Raw genomic sequence first — 20,004 nt, 5'->3', positions numbered from 1 at the left:
GCCGGCGTCGCCGTCCTGCAGTGCCACCTCGCGGCGGGCATCGCGCACCTGCGCGGCTACGACCTCGACGACCCCCGCGTCCGCAACGCGATCCTGGCCTGCCTGCTGGGGCAGGACACCGTCGACGAGCTGGTCAAGAAGCGCAAGCTCCCCGCCCCGCCGATGGCGCTGGCCACCTCCCCCGTGCACGACCCCGCGCTGGACGAGCAGGTCGCGTCGGCCGTCACCACCGAGCTCGTCGCCAAGGTGGGCGGACGCCGCGTCGCGACCTTCGTCGGCCGCCGCATCCCCCTGCTCGGCGGGGGCGTCGGCGCCGCGTCCGACGCGATGTCGACCTACCAGATCGGCCAGTACGTCTCCCGCGAGATGCGCGACCGCCGCGGGGCCTCCCCCGCCGCCTGACCGTTTCCCAGGTATACCTGGGAAACGACGCCTGGCACGGGAAGTTCTCCGGGTGCCGGGGCAGATTCCCAGGTATACCTGGGAAACGTCAGGACGGTCAGCCCAGCGCGCGGACGACGGCCGACGGGCTGGGGCGGCCGAGGTGGCCGGCCATCCAGGTGCTGGTGGCGACGAGGGCGTCCAGGTCGACGCCGTGCTCGATGCCGAGGCCGTCGAGCATCCACACGAGGTCCTCGGTGGCGAGGTTGCCCGTCGCGCTCTCGGCGTAGGGGCAGCCGCCCAGCCCGCCGGCGGACGCGTCGAGGGTGGTGACGCCGCTGCTCAGCGCGGCGTGCGCGTTGGAGAGCGCCTGGCCGTAGGTGTCGTGGAAGTGCATGGCCAGGTGCTCCACGCCCGTCCCGGCGGCGGCGAAGGCATCGACGAGCGACGTCACCTGGGCCGCGGTGCCGACCCCGATCGTGTCGCCGAGCGAGAGCTGGGACGCGCCGAGGTCGAGCAGCCGCCGGCCGACGCGCACCACCTGGTCGACGTCGACCGGCCCCTCCCACGGGTCGCCGAAGCACATCGAGACGTAGGCGCGCACGTCGGCGCCGGCCTCGCGGGCGCGGCGCACCACGGGCTCGAACATCGTCATCTGGGTGTCCAGGGAGCTGTTCAGGTTCTTCTCAGCGAACGTCTGCGTCGCGCTCGCGAACACCGCGACGTGCCGGCAGCCCGCCTCCAGCGCGCGGTCGAGACCGCGCTCGTTGGGCACCAGCACCGGCAGCGGCACGGGCCCCTCGAGGTCGAGCCGCGCGACGAGGTCGGCGGCGTCGGCCAGCTGCGGCACCCAGCGAGGGTGGACGAAGCTCGTCGCCTCGACGACCGGCAGGCCCGCCGCGACGAGCCGGTGCACGAACTCGGCCTTGACGTCGGTGGGCACCAGCGCCGACTCGTTCTGCAGGCCGTCGCGGGCGCCGACCTCGTAGATCGTCACGCGCTCGGGCAGCGCCGGGTCGCGCACCACCGCGGGCAGCCCCGGCGGGCGGGTCATGCGTCCGCCGGCTCGACGCGGAACAGCACGTGGCCGAGCGGCACCTGCTCGCCCACCGCCGCGCCCACGTGCCCGACGACGCCGTCGTGCGGGGCCTTCAGCGCGAGCTCCATCTTCATCGCCTCGACGACGCCGAGCACGTCGCCGGCCGCGACGGTCGCACCCACGTCGACGCGCACCGCGAGCACGGTGCCGGGCATCGGCGACGCGACGTCGGCGTCGCCGGCCGCCGCCCGTCCGGCGCGACGTGCCCCCGGTGCGAGCAGCTCCCAGGTCTGTCCCTCGACCGCGACGCTCACCCGCTCGCCGTCGACGTCCGCGGCGACGCCGCCCGCGTCGGCCGGTGCCACCCGGTGCACCCGGGTGGAGCCGTCGGGGGCGGTGAGCACCACCTGCGCGTCGGCCGGCGGCGCGGCGATGCGCCACCCGTCGCGCACGCCGAACGGGCCGGCGCCGGTCGGTTGCGCGGCGACCCACGCACGGGCCGCGAGGTCGCCGGCCTCGGCGGGCACCTCGGGCTCGTGCAGCAGGTCGGTCGCCTCGTCGCCGTCGAGCCAGGCGGTGTGGATCGCGGCGTCGCGGTACTCGTCGGACGCAGCGAGCCGCCGCAGGAAGCCGGTGTTGGTGCGCAGCCCGACGACGCCGGTGCGGTCGAGCGCGTCGACGAGGGCGCGGCGGGCCGACTCGCGGTCGGGTCCGTGCACGACGAGCTTGGCGACCATGGGGTCGTACGCGGTGCCGACCACCTGCCCCGGCTCCAGCGCGGTCTCGACGCGGACGCCCCCGGGCCACGACACCACCGACGCGGTGCCGGCCTGCGGCAGGAACCCGGCGTACGGGTCCTCGGCGTAGACGCGCGCCTCGAACGCGTGGCCCACGCAGTGCAGGTCGTCCTGGGTGCACGGCAGCGGTCGGCCGGCGGCGACCTCGAGCTGCCAGTCGACGAGGTCGACGCCCGTGACCTCCTCGGTCACGGGGTGCTCGACCTGGAGTCGGGTGTTCATCTCCAGGAACGCGATCTGCTCGTCGTCGCCCTCGCCCCACACCAGGTACTCCACGGTGCCCGCGCCGACGTAGCCGACCTCGCGCGCCAGGGCGACGGCCGACGTCAGCAGCCGCTCACGGGTGGTGGCGGTGATCGTGGGCGCGGGCGCCTCCTCCAGCACCTTCTGGTGGCGACGCTGCACCGAGCAGTCGCGCTCGAACAGGTGCAGCACCGTGCCGTGCGCGTCGCCGACGACCTGCACCTCGACGTGGCGGCCGTGCTCGACGTACTGCTCGACCAGCAGGGTGTCGTCGCCGAACGCCGACGACGCCTCGCGCCGCGCCGCGCCGACCGCCTCGGGGACGTCGGCCGCCGCCCGCACCACGCGCATGCCGCGTCCGCCTCCGCCTGCCGCGGCCTTGACCAGCAGCGGGTAGGCGTCGTCGGGGGCGTCGACGGTGTCGTCGTCACGCAGGTCGAAGCGGGCGGTGGTGGGCACGCCGGCGGCCTCGGCGACCGCGCGGGCGTGGTCCTTGCGTCCCATCAGGTCCATCACGTCGGCGCTGGGGCCGATCAGCACGAGCCCGGCGTCGGCCACGGCCCGCGCCAGCTCGGCCCGCTCGGACAGGAACCCGTAGCCGGGGTGGACGGCCTCGGCACCGGTCGCACGGCACGCGGCCATGACTGCGTCGATGCTCAGGTACGACTCGGCGGCCGGCGTCGGACCCAGCCGGACGGCGACGTCGGCCGCGCGCACGTGCGGCGCGTCGGCGTCCGCGTCGGAGTACACCGCGATGCCGACCAGGCCCGCCTCGCGGACGGCGCGCAGCACGCGCAGCGCGATCTCGCCGCGGTTGGCGACGAGCACGCGGGTGAAGGGGCGGTAGGGCTCGGTCACGGGGCTCACATCCGGAAGACGCCGAAGCGCGGCTCGGGCACGGGGGCGCACGCGGCGGCGGCCAGGCCGAGCGCGAGGACGCGACGGGTGTCGACGGGGTCGATGACGCCGTCGTCCCACAGCCGCGCGGTGGAGTAGTAGGGCGAGCCCTGGTGCTCGTACTGCTCGCGGACGGGCGCCTTGAACGCCTCCTCGTCCTCGGCCGACCACTCCTGGCCGCGGGCCTCGAGGCCGTCACGGCGCACGGTCGCGAGCACGGACGCGGCCTGCTCGCCGCCCATCACCGAGATGCGGGCGTTGGGCCACGTCCACAGGAAGCGGGGGTCGTACGCACGTCCGCACATGCCGTAGTTGCCGGCGCCGTAGGACCCGCCGATCACGACGGTCAGCTTGGGCACGACCGACGACGCGACCGCGGTGACGAGCTTGGCGCCGTCCTTGGCGATGCCGCCGGCCTCGTACTCCCGGCCGACCATGAAGCCGCTGATGTTCTGCAGGAACACGAGCGGGACGCCGCGCTGGTTGGCCAGCTCGATGAAGTGGGCACCCTTGAGCGCGGACTCGCTGAACAGGATGCCGTTGTTGGCCAGCACGGCCACCGGGTAGCCGTCGATGCGCGCGAACGTGCACACGAGCGTCTCGCCGTAGAGCGGCTTGAACTCGTGCTGCGAGCCGGCGTCGACCACGCGGTCGATCACCTCGCGCACGTCGTACGGGGTGCGCGCGTCGGTGGGCACCACGTCGTACAGGCCCTGGGGGTCGGACGCGGGCTCGCGCGGCTCGTGGCGTCGCAGGCTCGGCTCGGTGGGCCGCTCGAGGGTGCCGACGATCTCCCGCAGGATCGCGATGGCGTGGTCGTCGTCCTCGGCGAGGTGGTCGACGACGCCCGACAGGCGGGCGTGCACGTCGCCGCCGCCGAGGTCCTCGGCCGTGACGACCTCGCCGGTCGCCGCCTTCACGAGCGGGGGTCCGCCGAGGAAGATCGTGCCCTGCTCGCGGACGATGACCGTCTCGTCGCTCATCGCCGGGACGTACGCGCCGCCCGCGGTGCACGAGCCCATCACGGCGGCCAGCTGCGGGATGCCGCGCGCCGACATCTGCGCCTGGTTGAAGAAGATCCGGCCGAAGTGCTCGCGGTCGGGGAAGATCTCGTCCTGCATCGGCAGGAACGCGCCGCCGGAGTCGACGAGGTACAGGCACGGCAGGTGGTTCTCGGCCGCGATCGCCTGGGCGCGCAGGTGCTTCTTGACCGTCATCGGGTAGTAGGCGCCGCCCTTGACGGTGGCGTCGTTGGCGACGACCACGCAGATGCGTCCGCGCACCGAGCCGAGCCCCGCGACGACGCCCGCGCTCGGCGCCGCGTCGTCGTACAGGCCCGTGGCCGCCAGCGCCCCGACCTCGAGGAACGGCGAGCCGGGATCGAGCAGCCGGTCGACCCGGTCGCGGGCCAGCAGCTTGCCCCGCGCGACGTGCCGCTCCCGCGCCTGCTCCGGCCCCCCGAGCCGCACCACGCGCAGCCGCTCGTGCAGGTCCTCGACGAGCTCGCGCATGCGCCGATGTTAACGATCGTTAACATCTCCTGTCCAGCGCTGGCGGATTCCCAGGTATACCTGGGGAACTGCGCCCGGCACGGAGAATTCTCCAGGTGCTCGGACAGATTCCCAGGTATACCTGGGAAACTTCGGACGGGTGGGGCTCAGAGCCAGCCGCGACGGACGGCGGCGGCGCCGAGCTGGAGGCGGGTCTCGGTGCCGCTGAGGTCCATCAGGTCGCGCATCCGGCGCTGGACGGTGCGCATCGACAGGCCCAGCTCGGCGCCGGCGGCGCGGTCGGTCATGCCGGCGTGGACGAGCGACAGGATGCGGCGGTCGAGCGGGTCGAGGTCGGGCGTGCCGGCCGCGCCCGCGTCGATGTCGCTCGGGACGACGCGGTCGGCGTCGGACCACAGCAGGTCGAACAGCGCCACCAGGCTCGACAGCAGCGGGCCCTCGTGGACGACGAGCGCACCGGTGTCGGGGCGTCCGCCGGCCGGCCGCACCGGGATGATCGCGGCGCGCCGGTCGAAGACCAGCATGGCGGCCGGCAGACCGGCCCGGATCCGCACCAGCGTCGCGCCGGGACGGGCCGCGTCGGACTCGACCACCGACGACAGCAGGGGCGAGTGCTCGATGAACTGCCGCTCGGCGAGGATCCGGTGCCGCACCCCCCGCTCACGGGCGCGCATCGCGGCGCCCTCGCCCTGCGGCGTGTGCAGGGTCGCGCCCGGGCGGACGGTCGTCAGCCACTCGTCCTCGAGGGACTCCATGGCCTGCAGCATCCGCGCGTGCACCGCCTGCTGGCCGGGGAGCACGTCCACCAGGCCGGCGAGCGAGCGTCCGGACGACGCCGTGCGGTACAGCTCACCGAGGGTGTCGAGCTCGGCCTGGGCGGCGCGCAGCTCGCTCTGACGGTCGGCGACCACCGCACCGAGCGCCTGGGCCGGCGGCGCGGCCGACACCGTCGCGCCGTCGGCGTGCCGCACCACCACGGTGCGCTGCACCAGGCGGTCGACCACGGCGGCGACCTCGGACGCGGGGTGCCGCAGCTCGGCGACGACGTCGTCCACCGTCGAGTGGGCCTGGGACACCAGGAACCGGTACACCAGGCTCTCGAGCTCGTCCAGGCCGAGCAGCGCGCTCACAGGTGCCTCCCAGGTCGTCGGCGGATCGGTGCCATGTCGCAAACAGGACACGACAATCGTGCCATTGCCGTGGCATATTTGTCGTGTCACCGGTCCTCGTCCCCCGTACGACCGGCGGCACGCGCTCGGAGCCCCGAGAACTCCGACGTCAGGGCCCGCGGCCGAGATGCCCCGCACCGCATCCGCCGCGGGCCCTTCTGCGTCCCCGGCCAGTAGGCTCCTGCGGGTGGCGGCCCGCAAGCAGCAGATCCTCGACACGGCGGCCGTGCTGTTCGCCGACCGTGGCTACCACGGCGTCTCGGTGCACGACATCGGCGCCGCGTGCGGCGTCTCCGGCCCGGCGCTCTACCGGCACTTCGCCAGCAAGGACGCCATCCTCGCCCAGATGCTCATCGGCATCAGCGAGGAGCTGCGCGACGAGGGCCGCGCCCGCGTCGCCACCGCCGACGAGCCGCGGGGCGCCCTCGACGCGCTGATCGCCTGGCACATCGACTTCGCGCTCACCCGGCCGGCGCTGATCGTCGTCCAGGACCGCGAGTGGGCCAACCTCGACGCCACCAGCCGCACGACCGTCCGCACGCTGCAGCTGGACTACGTGGACGCGTGGGTCGACGTCGTGCGCGCGCTGCGTCCGGGGCTCGACCGCGCCGCCGCCCGCGCCGCGGTGCAGGCGACGTTCGGCCTGCTCAACTCCACCCCGCACAGCGCCCGCATCGACGAGGTGGGCATGCGCGCCCTGCTCGCCTCGATGGCGCTCGGCGCGCTGCTCGGCGCGGACGCCCCGGCCTAGCTCAGTCGCCGCGGACCGGCAGCCGCCGCGGCCCCGGCCCCTCGACGCCGAGACGGTCGCCGGGGTTCGAGACCGTGCAGGTGCGCAGCGACAGGCACCCGCAGCCGATGCAGCCGGTGAAGTCGTCGCGCAGCTCCTGCAGCGCACGGATGCGGGTGTCGAGGTCGTCGCGCCACTGCCGCGACAGCCGCTCCCAGTCGCGACGGGTCGGCGTCCGTCCGCCGGGCAGCGACTCGAGCGCCTCGCGGATCTCGGCCAGCGGGATGCCCACGCGCTGCCCGATCCGGATCAGGGCGATCCGGCGCAGGACGTCGCGGCGGTACCGACGCTGGTTGCCACTGGAGCGCTCGGCCTCGATCAGGCCCTTGCGCTCGTAGAAGTGGAGCGCGGAGACGGCCACGCCGCTCCGCTCGGACACCTCGCCGACGCTCAGCCGCGCCGCCACGTGCTCGGTCGTCATCCTCGGCTCCTCGGGTCGTCCCGGACCTCCACCATAGTTGACCTCTGGCGAGATCCCCGCGGACCGGTAGCGTGCGCGGCATGACCGACCCCCACGTCGTCCGGCCCGCCAACGGCTCCACCCCCGTCGTGCACAAGACCGCCTGGATCGCCCCGGGTGCCGTCGTCGTCGGCGACGTGACGCTCGAGGCCGGCGCCAGCCTCTGGTACAACGCCGTGCTCCGCGGCGACAAGAACCCGATCGTCATCGGCGAGGACTCCAACGTCCAGGACTGCTGCGTCGGCCACGTGGACGACGGCCACCCGCTCACGCTCGGCAGGCGCGTGTCGGTGGGCCACGGCGCGGTCCTGCACGGCTGCACCGTCGAGGACGACTGCCTGATCGGGATGAACGCCACGGTGCTCAACGGCGCGGTCGTCGGCGAGGGCTCCATGGTCGCCGCCGGTGCGGTCGTCCTGCAGGACACCGTCGTGCCGCCCCGCTCGCTGGTGGCGGGCGTGCCCGGCAAGGTGCGCCGCGAGCTCACCGACGAGGAGATCGAGGCCGTCCGCGCCAACGGCCTGGGCTACCTCGACATCCGCGACTGGCACCGCGCCGAGGACTGAGCCACCCCTCCGTCCGCGATCCGATGCCTTCGGGTGGTCACACCGCCGGTGTGAGGACACCAAGGCTCCAGATCGCGGACGGGAGGGGTGTCAGTCGTGGTTGTTGCCCGCGACGTCGGCACCGCGCAGGGTGCGGAAGGCGACGAGCGCGGCCAGCAGGGCGACGCCGATCGCGACGGCCGACGTGCGCTGCACGCCGAGGTCGAACGCGAGGTGCGCGGAGTCGAGCAGACGCTGCGCGCCCTCGTCGCCGAGACCCGCGGCGACCTGGTGGGCCGACCCGAGGGTCTCCTGCGCGCGGACGGTGTCGACCGGGCCGACGCTCGCCGGGATCATCACGCCCGCCCGGTAGGTCGCGGTGAGCAGCCCGCCGAGGACCGCCGTGCCGAGCACGGCGCCGATCTCGTACGCGGTCTCGGAGATGGCCGAGGCCGCACCGGACTTGCTCGCCGGCACCGTCGCGATGATGACGTCGTTGGTGAGCGTCTCGGCCAGGCCGATGCCGATGCCCATGACCGTGAACGCCACCAGCAGCGACATCGCCGTCGGCACGTCGCCCACGAACGCCGCGATCGCGTAGCCCGACGCCGACAGCACGAAGCTGCCCGACACCAGCACCCGGATGCTCAGGACACGGACGAGCCGCACCGCGACGAAGCCCGCGGCGATCGTCGCGACCAGGCCCGGCACCAGCACCAGCGCCGCGGCCATCGGCTCCATGCCGACGACGAGCTGCAGGAACTGCGAGGCGAAGTACAAGAAGCCCGCGAGCCCCATGATGCTGAGCAGGTTGGACACGAGCGCGCCGCTGAACACCTTGTTCGCGAACAGGCTGACGTCGATGAGCGGGCTCTGGCCGCGCGCCGTGCGGGCCTGCTGGCGCCGGACGAACGCCCAGCCGCTCGCGACGGCGACGGCCACCGCGGTGATGGTCTGCTCGTCGACGCCGTGGCCGGCGAGGTGCTTGATGGCGAACGTCGCGGGCAGCATGGTGGTCAGCGACAGCGCGATGCTGACGGGGTCGACCGGGCCCGGACGCGGGTCGCGCGACTCGGGCAGCAGCACGAACGCCAGCGGCACCAGGATCAGCACGACGGGGACGTTGATCAGGAAGATCGCGCCCCAGGAGAAGTGCCCGAGCACCCAGCCGCCGATGATCGGCCCCAGCGCCGCGCCGCCGGAGAAGCCGGCCGCCCAGGTGGCGATGGCCATCCGACGCTCGGTGCGGTCGCGGAAGATGTTGCGCAGCAGCGACAGCGTCGAGGGCATCAGCGTCGCGCCGAACACGCCGAGCATGGCGCGCGCGGCGATCAGCGTCTCGACGTTGGGGCTGTAGGCCGCCACGACCGACACGGCGCCGAAGCCGACCGAGCCGATGACGAGCAGGCGGCGGCGTCCGACGCGGTCGCCGAGCGAGCCCATGGCGACGAGCAGCCCGGCGAGCATCAGCGCGTAGATGTCGACCACCCAGAGCAGCGCGGTGCCCGACGGCGACAGCTCGGCGCTGATCTCGGGCAGCGCGAACGCCAGCACGGTGTTGTCCATGCTGACCATCAGGACCGGGAGCATCAGCACCACGAGGCCGGCCCAGCCGCGGACCCCCGCCCGCTCGGACCCCTCCGGGGGCTGACCACCTGCGCGCACGGAGCGGACGTCGACGTTGCTCATCTTGCTGACCTCCTCACGGTCACGAGTCGGGCTGTCGCCACGAGAACGGTGCACCGTCCAGCCGGTACACCAACTGGTCCATCGTATACCGTCCAGCCGGTACAGTTCGAACCGATTCGCGGTGACGTCCGACACCGCGACGCGGTGGCCCCACGGGCGTCCCGACTACTGTGAGGACATGACCGCGGCGGGAACCCAAGTCTCGACGCGCGACCGCCTGCTCGACTCGTTCGAGACGCTGCTCAAGGACGGCGGCAGCCGCGCCGCCACGCTGGACGCCGTCGCGTCGGCCGCCGAGGTCTCCAAGGGCGGCCTGCTCTACCACTTCCCCAGCAAGGACGACCTCGTCGCCGGGATGCTCGAGCGGCTGCAGGAGATGGGTGACGCCGACGTCGCGCGCATGCGCACCGCCGAGTGCGGCCCGGTCGACTTCTACCTGCAGACGTCGGTCGACACCGGCAGCGCGTTCGACCGCGCGCTGATCGCCGCGGCCCGCATCGCGCAGGAGACGCCCGGCTCGGCCGAGGGACAGCGGGCCCGCGACACCATGGCGCGCCTGCGCCAGGGCTGGTTCGAGGTGCTCGCCGAGCACCTGGGCGACGACTCCCTGGCCCGCACCGTCCAGCTGATCGGCGACGGCCTGTACTTCGACGACATCACCGGTCTGGCCCACGACGGGTCGGTCGACCACGTGCGCGACACGCTGCGCCGCCTGGGCGCCCTGTAGGCCCGGTCAGCCCGCGGGCGACCCCTTCTTCCAGAAGCCGCTGAAGAAGATCGCGTCGGCGTCGACGTCGCGCTCCTTGACGAGGTACTTGCGGATGCCGGTGGCCAGGCCGACCTCGCCGCACACCCAGGCGTAGGCGAGGCGGTCGACGGGGCTGGTCTTGACGGCGTACGCCGCGCGCGAGCCGGGATCGCCCTGGTTACGGTAGACCCACTCGACCGGGTACGGGGTGTCGATCGTCAGGCGGTACCTGGCCGACGGCACCTCGACGATGGAGTGCACGGGCTCCTCCTGCAGCGGCAGCCGCTCGAGGATCGCGGCCAGCGCGGGCAGCGCGGTCTCGTCGGCGACGAGCAGCTGACGGGCCCCGGCCGACGGCGGGCGGTAACCCGACGACCCGGCGCGGAAGCCGACCTGCGTGCCGACCTCGGCCGTCCTGGCCCAGGCGGTTCCCGGGCCGTCGTCGTGGAGGACGACCTCGACGTCGATCTCGGCGGCCTCGGGCCGGTGGGCGCGCACCACGTACCAGCGCAGGGTCGGGCGCAGGTCGGCCGGGATCGCGGCGAGCGCGTGGCGCACGCTCCCGGTGAGCAGGTCCGGCAGCTGCAGCCGGACGCCCTCGGGGGGCAGCAGCAGGCCGCACTGCTCGTCGAGCCCGGTGGGGACGAAGTCGGCCAGCTCGGGCGCGGTGAACGTGAGGCGTCGCAGGTTCTCGTGGACGTCGACCGCCGCGGTGAGCGTGAGGGGGAACTGCTCGCGACGCACGCGCAGGTTCATCTCCGCCCGCGCCGGGGCCGTGGCCTTGCGGAGGCTGTCGACGGTCTGACGCAGGAACTCGGGCACGGTGCTGTCCTTCGCTGGGCTGAGGTAGCAGCCTATCGGCGTCGGGGCCCCTCCGTCCGGCGAGGGTGATCAGGCGAGATCGACCCAGCGGCCTCCCAGACGGGCGACGCGGCCCGCACCGGACGTCGTGGACGCGACACGTCCCTCGAGCGCGGGCACCTCGTCCTCGGCGACGGCCACCGTCAGCGTCACGTCCGATCCCCAGGCGGTGTCCAGCACGGCCGCGCCCGACGCCCGCAGGTCGTGCTCGAGCCGCGCGGCGTCCGGCGGTGAGACCCGCACCGCCAGCTCGACGAGGCGGCGTCGCCGCCGCGTCCCTGCGTCGGCCAGCGCCTCCGCGGCCGCCTCCCCGTACGCGCGCACCAGCCCGCCCGCACCGAGCAGGGTGCCGCCGAACCACCGCGTCACGACCACGACGACGTCGCTCACGCCCGAGCGCGCCAGCACCTCGAGCATGGGGGCGCCGGCCGTCCCGGCGGGCTCGCCGTCGTCGTGGGAGCGGCGCTCGTCGCGCCGGGGCCCGACCACCGACGCCGAGCAGTGGTGCCGCGCGTCGGGGTGGCGGGCCCGGGCCGCGTCGACGACGGCACGCGCGGCGGCGTCGTCCTCGACCCGCTCGACGTGCGCGACGAAGCGCGAGCGACGCACCTCGACGGTCGCCTCGCCCCGGCCGGCGGGGACGAGGTACGAGTCGGGCACCGCCCCACCGTAGGGGTGTCAGACGCCGGTCGACCGGACGCCGTCGAACAGGCCGGGGCGGGCGGCGACGGGCGTGGGGACGGGGGCCGGACGCGCCAGGTGGAAGCCCTGCCCCAGCTCGACGCCGATGTCGCGGAGCGCCGCCAGCTCGGCGGCGGTCTCGATGCCCTCCGCGACGGTGGTGGCCTCGATCTTGGAGGCGAACGCGGCCATGGCCGCGGCGAACGCCTGGCGTCCCAGGTGGTCGTCGATGCCCCGCACCAGGCTGATGTCGAGCTTGATGATGTCGGGCTCGAGCGCGATGACGTGACGCATGCTCGCGAACCCGGCGCCGGCGTCGTCGATGGCCAGGCGGAGACCTCGGTCCCGCAGGCCGCGCAACGACCGGGTCAGCGCGTCGTAGTCCTCGACGGGCTCGTGCTCGGTGATCTCGAGGACGAGGCGCTCGAGAGGCAGGTGCCCGACGTGGTCCTCGAAGCCCGGGGCCATGACGGTGGCCGCGGAGATGTTCACCGCGACGTAGCCCGGCGCGGACCCGAGCGCCAGCACCGCCTGGTCGAGCGCGGCGAGCTCGAGGCGGGACGTCGCCCCGATCGACCTCGCCATGTCGAACCAGGCGTCGGGGGTGCCCTCGGCGAACCGGCTCAGGGCCTCGAAGCCCACCGTGACGCCGGTGGACAGCTCGGTGAGGGGCTGGAAGACGAGGTCGGGGCCGCCGGAGGCGAGCAGCGTGTCGAGACGGGCGAGCTGACCTGCGCGACGTCGTTCGTCGGCCTCCTCCTCCTCGACCACGACCGACAGCATCCGCGCAGCCGCCCGCAGGACGGTCTCGTCGCGCTCGCCGAGCTCGGGCCGTGCGGAGTGCGCGTACACGCAGAGGGTGCCGTAGAGGCTGCCGTCGCGGCGGGTGACCGGCACGCCGATGAAGGCCGCGATGCCGAGGTCCTGCGTGGACGGGGCCGAGCGCACCAGCCGGTGGTGCGCGACATCCGGCAGCACGCCGTCGATCTCGCCGTCGACGATCAGCTGGCAGTAGCTGGCCTCGCGCGGCGCGGTGGACCCGGCCCGGAGCGCGATCGGCTCCACGGAGGTGACGTTGCGGAAGTGCCCGGTGTCGCCGACGAACTGGTTGACGAACGCGGCGTCCATCCCGAGCTGCTCCTGCACCAGCTGGAGCAGGGCGTCCACCCGTGCGTCACCGGCGCGGGGAGCGGGGGCGGGCCCGGTGGACGCGGCGTCCTCACGGGTGCCGGCTGGGGCCGTCACCCCGACAGTGTGGGGCAGACCGGCCCGTCCCACACCGAGAATCGCTGGAACGACCGTCGTGCAGCGGTGCCGCGCGGGCGACGGCGACCGCCCGTCCCCGCGGAGGTGCTGCCGCGAAGATGCCCCACGGCCGGACAAACTTCACCTGATCGTTACCGCTCCGGACATGTTTCGGCGGTGCCCGTTCTGGGTACGGTCGTCGGGTTCTGCCGCCTGCGCACCCCGCGCGGCGCCTGCGAAGGAGAACCCGTGCCCCAGCGCTCCACCGTCCGATCGAGGAGCGTGACGGCCCTCGCCGCCGTCGTCGCCCTCGTCGCCGCCCCGCTCACCGTGCTCGTGACCTCGACGCCGGCCCAGGCCGCGCCGACCACGATCACCCTGCTCAACATCAACGACTTCCACGGTCGCATCGCACCCGCGACCCAGGCGACCGCCGGCGCGGGCCCCTGGAGCGGCACCACCGCCTGGGCCGCCGTCATCGAGCAGCAGCGCGCCGCGGCGGGCGCGGCCAACACCGCCCTGCTCTCGGCCGGCGACAACATCGGCGCGTCGCTGTACGCGTCGTCGTCCCAGCAGGACACCCCCACGCTCGACGTGCTCAACACCCTCCAGACCAGGGCCTCGGCCGTGGGCAACCACGAGTTCGACAAGGGGTTCGCCGACCTCACCGGTCGCGTCGACGACGAGGCCGACTTCCCGTACCTGGGTGCGAACGTCTACCGCAAGGGCACCACGACGCCCGCCCTGCCGGAGTACACGGTGATCGACGTCGCCGGCGTCAAGGTCGGCGTGGTCGGGGTCGTCACGCAGGAGACGCCCACCCTGGTGTCGCCCGCCGGCGTCTCGACGCTCGACTTCGGCGAGCCCGTCGCCGCCGTCAACCGCGTGGCCGCGCAGCTGCGGGACGGCAACGACGGCAACGGCGAGGCCGACGTCGTCGTCGCCGAGTACCACGAGGGCGGGGCGCTGGCCGGCACCGCGACGCTGGCGGATCAGAAGGCGGCGAGCGCTGTGTTCTCCCGCATCGTCGACGAGACCTCCGACGACGTCGCGGCGATCTTCACCGGCCACACCCACCAGGCCTACGCCTACGACGACGGCGGCCGCCCGGTGGTCCAGACCGGCTCGTACGGCGCCAACATCGCGAAGGTGCAGCTGACCGTCGACCCCGAGACCGACGCCGTCAGCGCCGCGACCGGCAGCGTCGTCGCGGCGACGACGTCCGTCGACCCCGCCACGCTGTACGCGACGTACCCGAAGGTGCAGCAGGTCGGCCAGATCGTGTCCGACGCGGTGGCGCGGGCCAAGCAGGTCGGCAGCGTCGCCGTCGGCTCGACCAAGGCCGCGATCACCCGCGCCCGCACGTCGACCGGCACCGAGGACCGCGGCGCGGAGTCCACGCTGGGCAACCTCGTCGGCAACGCCCTGCGCGACACCCTCGCGCCCGCGCGCCTGGGCGGCGCGGAGATCGGCGTCGTCAACCCGGGCGGCCTGCGCGCCGACCTGGACGCCGGCACGGTGACGGCCGAGGAGGCCAACAACGTCCTGCCGTTCGCCAACAACCTCAACACCATCACGCTCACCGGCGCGCAGTTCAAGAACCTGCTCGAGCAGCAGTGGCAGACCAACGCCGACGGCAGCGTCCCGTCGCGCGCCTACCTGCAGCTCGGCCTGTCGGACAACGTGTCGTACACGTTCGACCCGACGCAGCCCCGCGGCTCGCGGATCACCTCGATCCTCGTCGACGGCAAGCCGATCGACCCGGCCCGCGGGTACCGGATCGGCACCTTCAGCTTCCTGCAGCAGGGCGGCGACAACTTCCGCGAGTTCCGCAACGGCACCAACCCCCAGGACTCCGGGCTCGTCGACTTCGACGGCTGGGTGGCCTACCTCAAGGCCCACCCGGGCCTGACGCCGTCGTTCGCCCGCCGCTCCACCCAGGCCACCGGCTTCCCGGCCACGGTCACCGCCGGCCAGCAGGTCTCGGCGACCCTGAGCAGCCTCGACCTCACGTCGGGCGGCAGCCCCGCCAACACGTCGGTGACGGTGACGCTCGTCCCGCAGACGGCCGGCGCGCGTCGCGTCGTCGTCGGCACCTTCCCGGTCTCGGCGGGCTCGGCGTCGGTGTCCTTCACCGCCCCCGCGTCGCTGTCGGGCACCTACTCGGTCACCGCCGTCGCGTCGCCCAGCGGCACGACCGTGGGTGCACCGCTGCCGCCGAAGGCCACCCCGACGGTGACCGCCACCGGCAGCTCGATCGCCTACGGCGGCACGCCCACCGTCCGCGTGACGGTGTCCTCCACCCCGACGGCCACCGGCCGGGTGCAGGTCTCGCGCAAGGGCACCGTGATCGGCAGCGGCACGCTGATCAACGGTCGCGCGATCATCGCGCTGCGTCGCAGCGTGCTCAAGCCGGGCACCTCGCCGGTCAGCGTCACCTACCTCGGTGATGCCGACGTCGCCGCCCGCTCGACCAAGACGACGATCAGGGTCGCCAAGTCGGGCGCGCTGGTCGACGCCCGCGTGACCACCTCGCCGGTCGTCGTCGGACGCAGCCGCGCCCGCGTCGTCGCCGTCGTCGACACCCGCACGGGCGTGGCGGCGCGCGGCACCGTCCGGGTGCGCCTCGGAGGCAAGACCGTCGGCACCGCCAAGGTCGGCAGGAACGGCAAGGCCGTCATCCGGCTCAAGGCGTTCACCAGCCCGGGCCGCAAGACGCTCAGCGTCAAGTACCTCGGCAGCAGCACCGTCAAGGCCAAGACCGACACCGTCCGGGTGACCGTCCGCCGCCGCTGACCCCCGAGCTGTCGGTGCCTCAGGGGCCCATGACCCCCTGAGGCATCGACAACTCCCACGGTCGCGCCGTCGACCGTCCCATTCCTCCCGTTCGTCCCCTTCCCTGGAGTCCACGATGAGATCCCTCCCCCGGCTCGGGACGGCGCTCGCGCTCGTCGCGGGCGCCCTCGCCACCGTCCCCGTCGCCTCGGCGACCGCCGCCCCCGGCGGCACCGGCGTCGTCATCAGCGAGGCCTACCTGTCCGGCGGCAGCGCCGGCGCCGCCTACACGAACAAGTTCGTCGAGCTCTACAACCCGACGTCGGCCGCGGTCGACGTCACCGGCTGGTCGCTGCAGTACCGCTCGGCCTCCGGCACCGGGGCGGGCACGAACCCCGTCACGCTCAGCGGCACCGTGCCCGCCAAGGGCCACTACCTCGTCGCGGGAGGCAGCAACGGCACCAACGGGGCCGCGCTCCCCACCCCCGACGCCACCGGGAGCATCAACCCGAGCGGCACCAACGGCACGCTCGCGCTCGTCCGGACGTCGGGCTCGGTCACGCTGCCGACCGGGTCGGTCAGGGGCGACGCGAACGTCGTCGACCTGCTCGGCTACGGCTCGTCGAACACCTTCGAGACCAAGGCCGCGACCCCGCCGACCGGCAACACCGACGTCCGGTCGCTCAACCGGGCGACCGGCGGCACCGACACCGACGACAACTCCGCCGACTTCTCGCTCTCGGCCACCATCACGCCGACCAACAGCGCGAGCGGAGGCACCGAGCCGGAGCCCGAGCCCGACCCGCGGGCGGCCACCATCCGCGAGATCCAGGGCCCGGGCGACACCACCCCGCTCGACGGCGTCGTCGTCACGACGACGGGCGTCGTCACGGCGGCCTACCCGACGGGCGGCTTCCGCGGCGTGTTCGTCCAGACGCCCGGCACCGGCGGCGACGTCGACCCGGCCACCCAGGGCGCCTCGGACGGCCTGTTCGTCTTCGGCGACGCCATCGCGTCCGGCGCGAAGATCGCCGACCACGTCGAGGTGACCGGCAAGGCCGGGGAGTTCAACGGCCAGACGCAGGTGAGCCTGACGTCGTTCCGCGTGCTCGACGAGCCCGCCGAGGCGGTCAAGCCCGCCGCCGTCGCCTACCCGCGCACCGAGGCCCAGCGCGAGTCGCTCGAGGGCATGCTGGTCGCGCCGCAGGGCGACTACACGATCGCCGACAACTACGACACCAACTACTACGGCTCGCTGGGCCTGGCGTCCGGCACCTCGCCGCTCGTCGCGCCCACCGAGGTGGCCCGCCCGGGCAGCCCCGAGGCCGCGGCGCAGGCCGCCGACAACGCCGCCCGTGCGGTCACGCTCGACGACGGCGCGACCACCAACTTCAACACCCAGGCCAACAAGGCGATCCCGCTGCCCTACCTCGCCGCGGGCACCCAGGTCCGGGTCGGCGCGGCCGTGACCTTCACCGAGCCGGTCATCCTGGACTACCGGTTCGGCGGCTGGAACTTCCAGCCCACCGAGCAGCTCACCGCCGAGAACGCCGACGCCGTGCAGCCCGCGACGTTCGAGCAGACCCGCACCGCGGCACCGTCCGACGTGGGCGGACGGGTGAAGGTGGCGAGCTTCAACGTCCTCAACTACTTCCCCACCACGGGCAAGGACTACGAGGCGAGCGCGGGCACGACCTGCACCTACTACACCGACCGCGACGGCAACCCCGTCACCGTCAACCGCTGCGCCGACGGCAGCGGCCCGCGCGGCGCGGCGGACCAGGCCAACCTGGCCCGCCAGGAGGTCAAGATCGTCACCGCGATCAACGCGCTCGGCGCGGACGTCGTGGGGCTCGAGGAGATCGAGAACTCGGTCGTGTTCGGCCAGGACCGCGACGCGGCCCTCGCCACGCTCACCGCCGCCCTGAACAAGGCCGCCGGCGGCGACGTCTGGGACTACGTCCGCTCCCCCGCGGTGCTGCCGCCCACCGCCGAGCAGGACGTCATCCGTCTCGCGTTCGTCTACCGCAAGGCCAAGGTCAGCACGGTGGGCGACTCGCAGGTGCTCGTCGGGTCGGAGGCGTTCTCCAACGCGCGCGAGCCGCTGGCGCAGGCGTTCGTCCCGGCCGGCGGGACGGCCGAGGACCGGTTCGCGGTCATCGTCAACCACTTCAAGTCCAAGGGCAGCGGTGAGGGCGACGACGCCGACACCGGTGACGGCCAGGGCGGCTCGGTCGCGTCGCGGACGCGTCAGGCCACCGCGCTGGTGGACTTCGCGAAGCAGTTCTCGGCCTCGGCCGGCACCGACAAGCTGTTCCTGTCGGGCGACTTCAACTCCTACTCCTCCGAGGACCCCGTCCAGGTGCTGAAGGACGCGGGCTACGTCGACCTCGAGGAGCGCTACGACGCCGACGAGACCTACCTGTTCGACGGCCAGGTCGGCTCGCTCGACCACGTCTACGCCTCCCCGGCCGCCGCCGCGGAGGTGACCGGCCTCGACGTGTGGAACATCAACTCGGTCGAGCCGATCGCCAACGAGTACAGCCGCTTCAACTACAACGCGACGAACCTCTACGACGAGTCGGCGTTCCGCTCCAGCGACCACGACCCCGTGGTCGTCGGCTTCGGCGCGGTCAGGCCGGCGCCGCCGGCCCCGACCGTCGCGGCGAACGCCCGCGCGTTCTGCATCGGCCCGCGCGCCTTCGTCGCGGTGTACGCCTACAACGACGGCAGGGCGAGGCTCGACAACGTCCGGCTGACCACGCCGTACGGGAGCAAGACCCAGGCGGGCGTCCAGCCGCGTCGGGCGGCGTACGCGCTGTTCTCGACGGGCTCGCGCACCGTGCCCGCCGGCACGGCGAGCGTCCGCACGTACGCCTGGAACGACGGCAACCCGGCCAGCCGCACCTACTCCCTGCCCTACGCGGGGGTCCGCTGCCGCTGACCTGGGCGAGAGGTGGGTCCGGCCCCAGGATCGCGCTGATCCTGGGGCCGTACCCACCGCTGGGACGCTCAGTCGGTCACCAGATGGACTCGACGTACTCCGGGTGGTCGACGAAGGGGTTCCGGTTGCCCTGGTAGGTGGAGAAGATCAGCTCGTTGCGCCGCTTCTCGAAGGCGGACGGCGGGTCCTCCTCGTTCCACTGCTTGAGCACCGACAGCCGGCCGTGGTTCGGGGCCGAGCCGTTGGACACGCGGTCGTTCACCTCGAGGTCGGGACGACCGTCGTCGCCCTCGTAGCGCACGGACATGTAGAGGATCATCCGAGCGACGTCGCCCTTGTCGGCGTCGCGCGGCTCCCAGGAGTCGCTGTCGGTGAAGTTGCCGGGCGCCGACGACACGGCCGACCCGCCGTCGTCGAAGTCCTTGTTGCCGCGGGTGCCGTTGACGCCGACGTCGGCCGCGCGAAGGTGGTGCAGGTCGGTGCCGGGGCCGGCCGAGGTGCCGAAGTCGCCGTGCGACTGGGCCCACACGTGCTCGCGGTTCCACTGGCCGCTGTTGCCGCCGTTGGCCGACTTCGACCGCGAGGTGCCGCTGTACAGCAGGATCACGTTGCTCGTGTTGGACGGGTCCTGGTCGGTCGCCTTGAGCGCGTCCCAGACCTGCGCGTACGAGACGGTGCGGTTGTCGTCGACCAGGTCGTGCAGACCCTGCTCGAGCGCCGCGCCGGACAGTCCGGCGACGGGGTCGTAGTAGTCGGCGGCGCTGGCGGGCGCCTGGGTGCCCACGAGGGCGGAGGTCAGCCCGAGGGCGACGAGGGCCGCCCCGAGCCGACGGGCCGCTGAGCGGCGGAGTGAGGTGGTCATGGCCCTGCCGTACCCCCGATCGGCGGGAACAAACCACGCAGCCCTCTCGATTCGCCTAGTGTTCGTTCGCCGGACGCCGCCGGCACCGCTCTGCCGGAGGTCCCGCTGTGCCCAGGTTCGTCGCCGTCGTCTGTGGTCTTCTCGTGGCCGTCGGACTCCTGTCCGCCCCGGCCCAGGCTGACTCCGCCGCACCGACCCCCACCGGGTCGGTGCGCGTGTCCAGCACACCGACCGCGTTCGGACGGCTCGTGGGCGAGAACGGCGGCGCCCTGTCGTCGTGCTCGGTGGGCGGCCGCCGGGTGGTCGTCGCGAGCGGAGACGTCACCGCCTACGCCGCGGGTGCCCGCGGCCGGGGCGTCACCCGGGT

16 protein-coding genes and 1 pseudogene are annotated in these 20,004 nt (G+C 73.6%); 7 read left to right on the top strand and 10 right to left on the bottom strand.

Annotated elements, in window-relative coordinates; all coding sequences use genetic code 11:
- A pseudogene (locus ACI6PP_RS19605) lies at positions 1 to 402 on the top strand (hypothetical protein); the annotation flags it as partial.
- A 97-nt stretch (positions 403 to 499) separates the two neighbouring features.
- Here ACI6PP_RS19605 and ACI6PP_RS19600 read toward each other — a convergent pair.
- The 4 genes from ACI6PP_RS19600 to ACI6PP_RS19585 all read right to left on the bottom strand — a co-directional run bounded on the left by ACI6PP_RS19600 (position 500) and on the right by ACI6PP_RS19585 (position 5,998).
- Positions 500 to 1,435 (bottom strand): hydroxymethylglutaryl-CoA lyase, encoded by a 936-nt coding sequence (locus ACI6PP_RS19600; protein WP_421113326.1) that lies wholly within the window; start codon positions 1,433 to 1,435, stop codon positions 500 to 502.
- Positions 1,432 to 3,318 carry an ATP-binding protein gene (locus ACI6PP_RS19595; RefSeq protein WP_421113325.1) on the bottom strand — a complete coding sequence of 629 codons (1,887 nt, stop codon included), beginning with the start codon at positions 3,316 to 3,318 and terminating at the stop codon, positions 1,432 to 1,434. The genes ACI6PP_RS19600 and ACI6PP_RS19595 overlap by 4 nt, the downstream gene beginning before the upstream one ends.
- 5 nt (positions 3,319 to 3,323) lie before the next feature.
- Positions 3,324 to 4,868 (bottom strand): carboxyl transferase domain-containing protein, encoded by a 1,545-nt coding sequence (locus tag ACI6PP_RS19590; RefSeq protein WP_421113324.1) that lies wholly within the window; start codon positions 4,866 to 4,868, stop codon positions 3,324 to 3,326.
- 146 nt (positions 4,869 to 5,014) lie between these two features.
- Positions 5,015 to 5,998 carry a helix-turn-helix domain-containing protein gene (locus ACI6PP_RS19585; protein ID WP_421113323.1) on the bottom strand — a complete coding sequence of 328 codons (984 nt, stop codon included), beginning with the start codon at positions 5,996 to 5,998 and terminating at the stop codon, positions 5,015 to 5,017.
- Positions 5,999 to 6,224: 226 nt separating this feature from the next.
- On the opposite strand from ACI6PP_RS19585, the gene ACI6PP_RS19580 reads away from it, so the two are divergent.
- Positions 6,225 to 6,788, top strand: a complete 564-nt coding sequence (locus tag ACI6PP_RS19580) for an SACE_7040 family transcriptional regulator (protein WP_421113322.1) — start codon at positions 6,225 to 6,227, stop codon at positions 6,786 to 6,788.
- A 1-nt stretch (position 6,789) separates the two neighbouring features.
- Here the strand turns inward: ACI6PP_RS19580 and soxR are convergent, their stop codons facing one another.
- The gene (soxR, locus tag ACI6PP_RS19575; protein ID WP_421113320.1) at positions 6,790 to 7,248 is read right to left on the bottom strand and encodes a redox-sensitive transcriptional activator SoxR; all 459 of its coding nucleotides are present in this window, start codon (positions 7,246 to 7,248) and stop codon (positions 6,790 to 6,792) included.
- An 80-nt stretch (positions 7,249 to 7,328) separates the two neighbouring features.
- On the opposite strand from soxR, the gene ACI6PP_RS19570 reads away from it, so the two are divergent.
- Positions 7,329 to 7,853, top strand: coding sequence for a gamma carbonic anhydrase family protein (locus ACI6PP_RS19570; RefSeq protein ID WP_421113318.1), 525 nt, complete (start codon positions 7,329 to 7,331; stop codon positions 7,851 to 7,853).
- A 90-nt stretch (positions 7,854 to 7,943) separates the two neighbouring features.
- Here the strand turns inward: ACI6PP_RS19570 and ACI6PP_RS19565 are convergent, their stop codons facing one another.
- Positions 7,944 to 9,521 carry an MFS transporter gene (locus ACI6PP_RS19565; RefSeq protein WP_421113317.1) on the bottom strand — a complete coding sequence of 526 codons (1,578 nt, stop codon included), beginning with the start codon at positions 9,519 to 9,521 and terminating at the stop codon, positions 7,944 to 7,946.
- A gap of 178 nt (positions 9,522 to 9,699) precedes the next feature.
- Between ACI6PP_RS19565 and ACI6PP_RS19560 the strand changes: the two genes are divergently transcribed.
- Positions 9,700 to 10,248 carry a TetR/AcrR family transcriptional regulator gene (locus ACI6PP_RS19560; RefSeq protein ID WP_421113316.1) on the top strand — a complete coding sequence of 183 codons (549 nt, stop codon included), beginning with the start codon at positions 9,700 to 9,702 and terminating at the stop codon, positions 10,246 to 10,248.
- Between the two features lie 6 nt (positions 10,249 to 10,254).
- On the opposite strand, the gene ACI6PP_RS19555 is transcribed toward ACI6PP_RS19560, so the two are convergent.
- From ACI6PP_RS19555 to ACI6PP_RS19545, 3 genes are all read right to left on the bottom strand, one after another.
- Entirely contained in the window at positions 10,255 to 11,091 is an 837-nt protein-coding gene (locus ACI6PP_RS19555; protein ID WP_421113315.1) for a siderophore-interacting protein, read from the bottom strand.
- Positions 11,092 to 11,160: 69 nt separating this feature from the next.
- Complete coding sequence (locus tag ACI6PP_RS19550; RefSeq protein WP_421113314.1) at positions 11,161 to 11,790, bottom strand: IMPACT family protein; 630 nt, start codon at positions 11,788 to 11,790, stop codon at positions 11,161 to 11,163.
- 18 nt (positions 11,791 to 11,808) lie between these two features.
- Positions 11,809 to 13,056: a sensor domain-containing phosphodiesterase gene (locus tag ACI6PP_RS19545; RefSeq protein WP_421113313.1), complete on the bottom strand. Its 1,248-nt coding sequence runs from the start codon at positions 13,054 to 13,056 to the stop codon at positions 11,809 to 11,811.
- A 249-nt stretch (positions 13,057 to 13,305) separates the two neighbouring features.
- On the opposite strand from ACI6PP_RS19545, the gene ACI6PP_RS19540 reads away from it, so the two are divergent.
- Both ACI6PP_RS19540 and ACI6PP_RS19535 read left to right on the top strand, forming a co-directional pair.
- On the top strand, positions 13,306 to 15,852 hold the full coding sequence (locus ACI6PP_RS19540) for a 5'-nucleotidase C-terminal domain-containing protein (RefSeq protein ID WP_421113312.1): 2,547 nt from the start codon (positions 13,306 to 13,308) through the stop codon (positions 15,850 to 15,852).
- Positions 15,853 to 15,967: 115 nt separating this feature from the next.
- Positions 15,968 to 18,775, top strand: a complete 2,808-nt coding sequence (locus tag ACI6PP_RS19535) for an ExeM/NucH family extracellular endonuclease (RefSeq protein WP_421113311.1) — start codon at positions 15,968 to 15,970, stop codon at positions 18,773 to 18,775.
- Between the two features lie 76 nt (positions 18,776 to 18,851).
- On the opposite strand, the gene ACI6PP_RS19530 is transcribed toward ACI6PP_RS19535, so the two are convergent.
- Positions 18,852 to 19,637, bottom strand: coding sequence for an endonuclease I family protein (locus tag ACI6PP_RS19530; protein WP_421113310.1), 786 nt, complete (start codon positions 19,635 to 19,637; stop codon positions 18,852 to 18,854).
- A gap of 143 nt (positions 19,638 to 19,780) precedes the next feature.
- Here ACI6PP_RS19530 and ACI6PP_RS19525 point away from each other — a divergent pair.
- A partial coding sequence (locus ACI6PP_RS19525; RefSeq protein WP_421113309.1) for a hypothetical protein occupies positions 19,781 to 20,004 on the top strand: 224 nt, incomplete at its 3' end.

The sequence above is a fragment of the Solicola agrisoli genome, assembly GCF_049059935.1.
GTDB lineage: Bacteria > Actinomycetota > Actinomycetes > Propionibacteriales > Nocardioidaceae > JAURVT01.
The sequence above is the reverse complement of the archived record's forward strand: the minus strand, read 5'-3'. Positions and strand labels throughout refer to the sequence as shown.

Bases quoted from the DNA above. Each gene is read 5' to 3' on its own strand.
- ACI6PP_RS19600 (WP_421113326.1), bottom strand. From the start codon at position 1,435: ATGACCCGCCCGCCGGGGCTGCCCGCGGTGGTGCGCGACCCGGCGCTG.
- ACI6PP_RS19590 (WP_421113324.1), bottom strand. From the start codon at position 4,868: ATGCGCGAGCTCGTCGAGGACCTGCACGAGCGGCTGCGCGTGGTGCGG.
- soxR (WP_421113320.1), bottom strand. From the start codon at position 7,248: ATGACGACCGAGCACGTGGCGGCGCGGCTGAGCGTCGGCGAGGTGTCC.
- ACI6PP_RS19570 (WP_421113318.1), top strand. From the start codon at position 7,329: ATGACCGACCCCCACGTCGTCCGGCCCGCCAACGGCTCCACCCCCGTC.
- ACI6PP_RS19565 (WP_421113317.1), bottom strand. From the start codon at position 9,521: ATGAGCAACGTCGACGTCCGCTCCGTGCGCGCAGGTGGTCAGCCCCCG.
- ACI6PP_RS19560 (WP_421113316.1), top strand. From the start codon at position 9,700: ATGACCGCGGCGGGAACCCAAGTCTCGACGCGCGACCGCCTGCTCGAC.
- ACI6PP_RS19535 (WP_421113311.1), top strand. From the start codon at position 15,968: ATGAGATCCCTCCCCCGGCTCGGGACGGCGCTCGCGCTCGTCGCGGGC.
- ACI6PP_RS19530 (WP_421113310.1), bottom strand. From the start codon at position 19,637: ATGACCACCTCACTCCGCCGCTCAGCGGCCCGTCGGCTCGGGGCGGCC.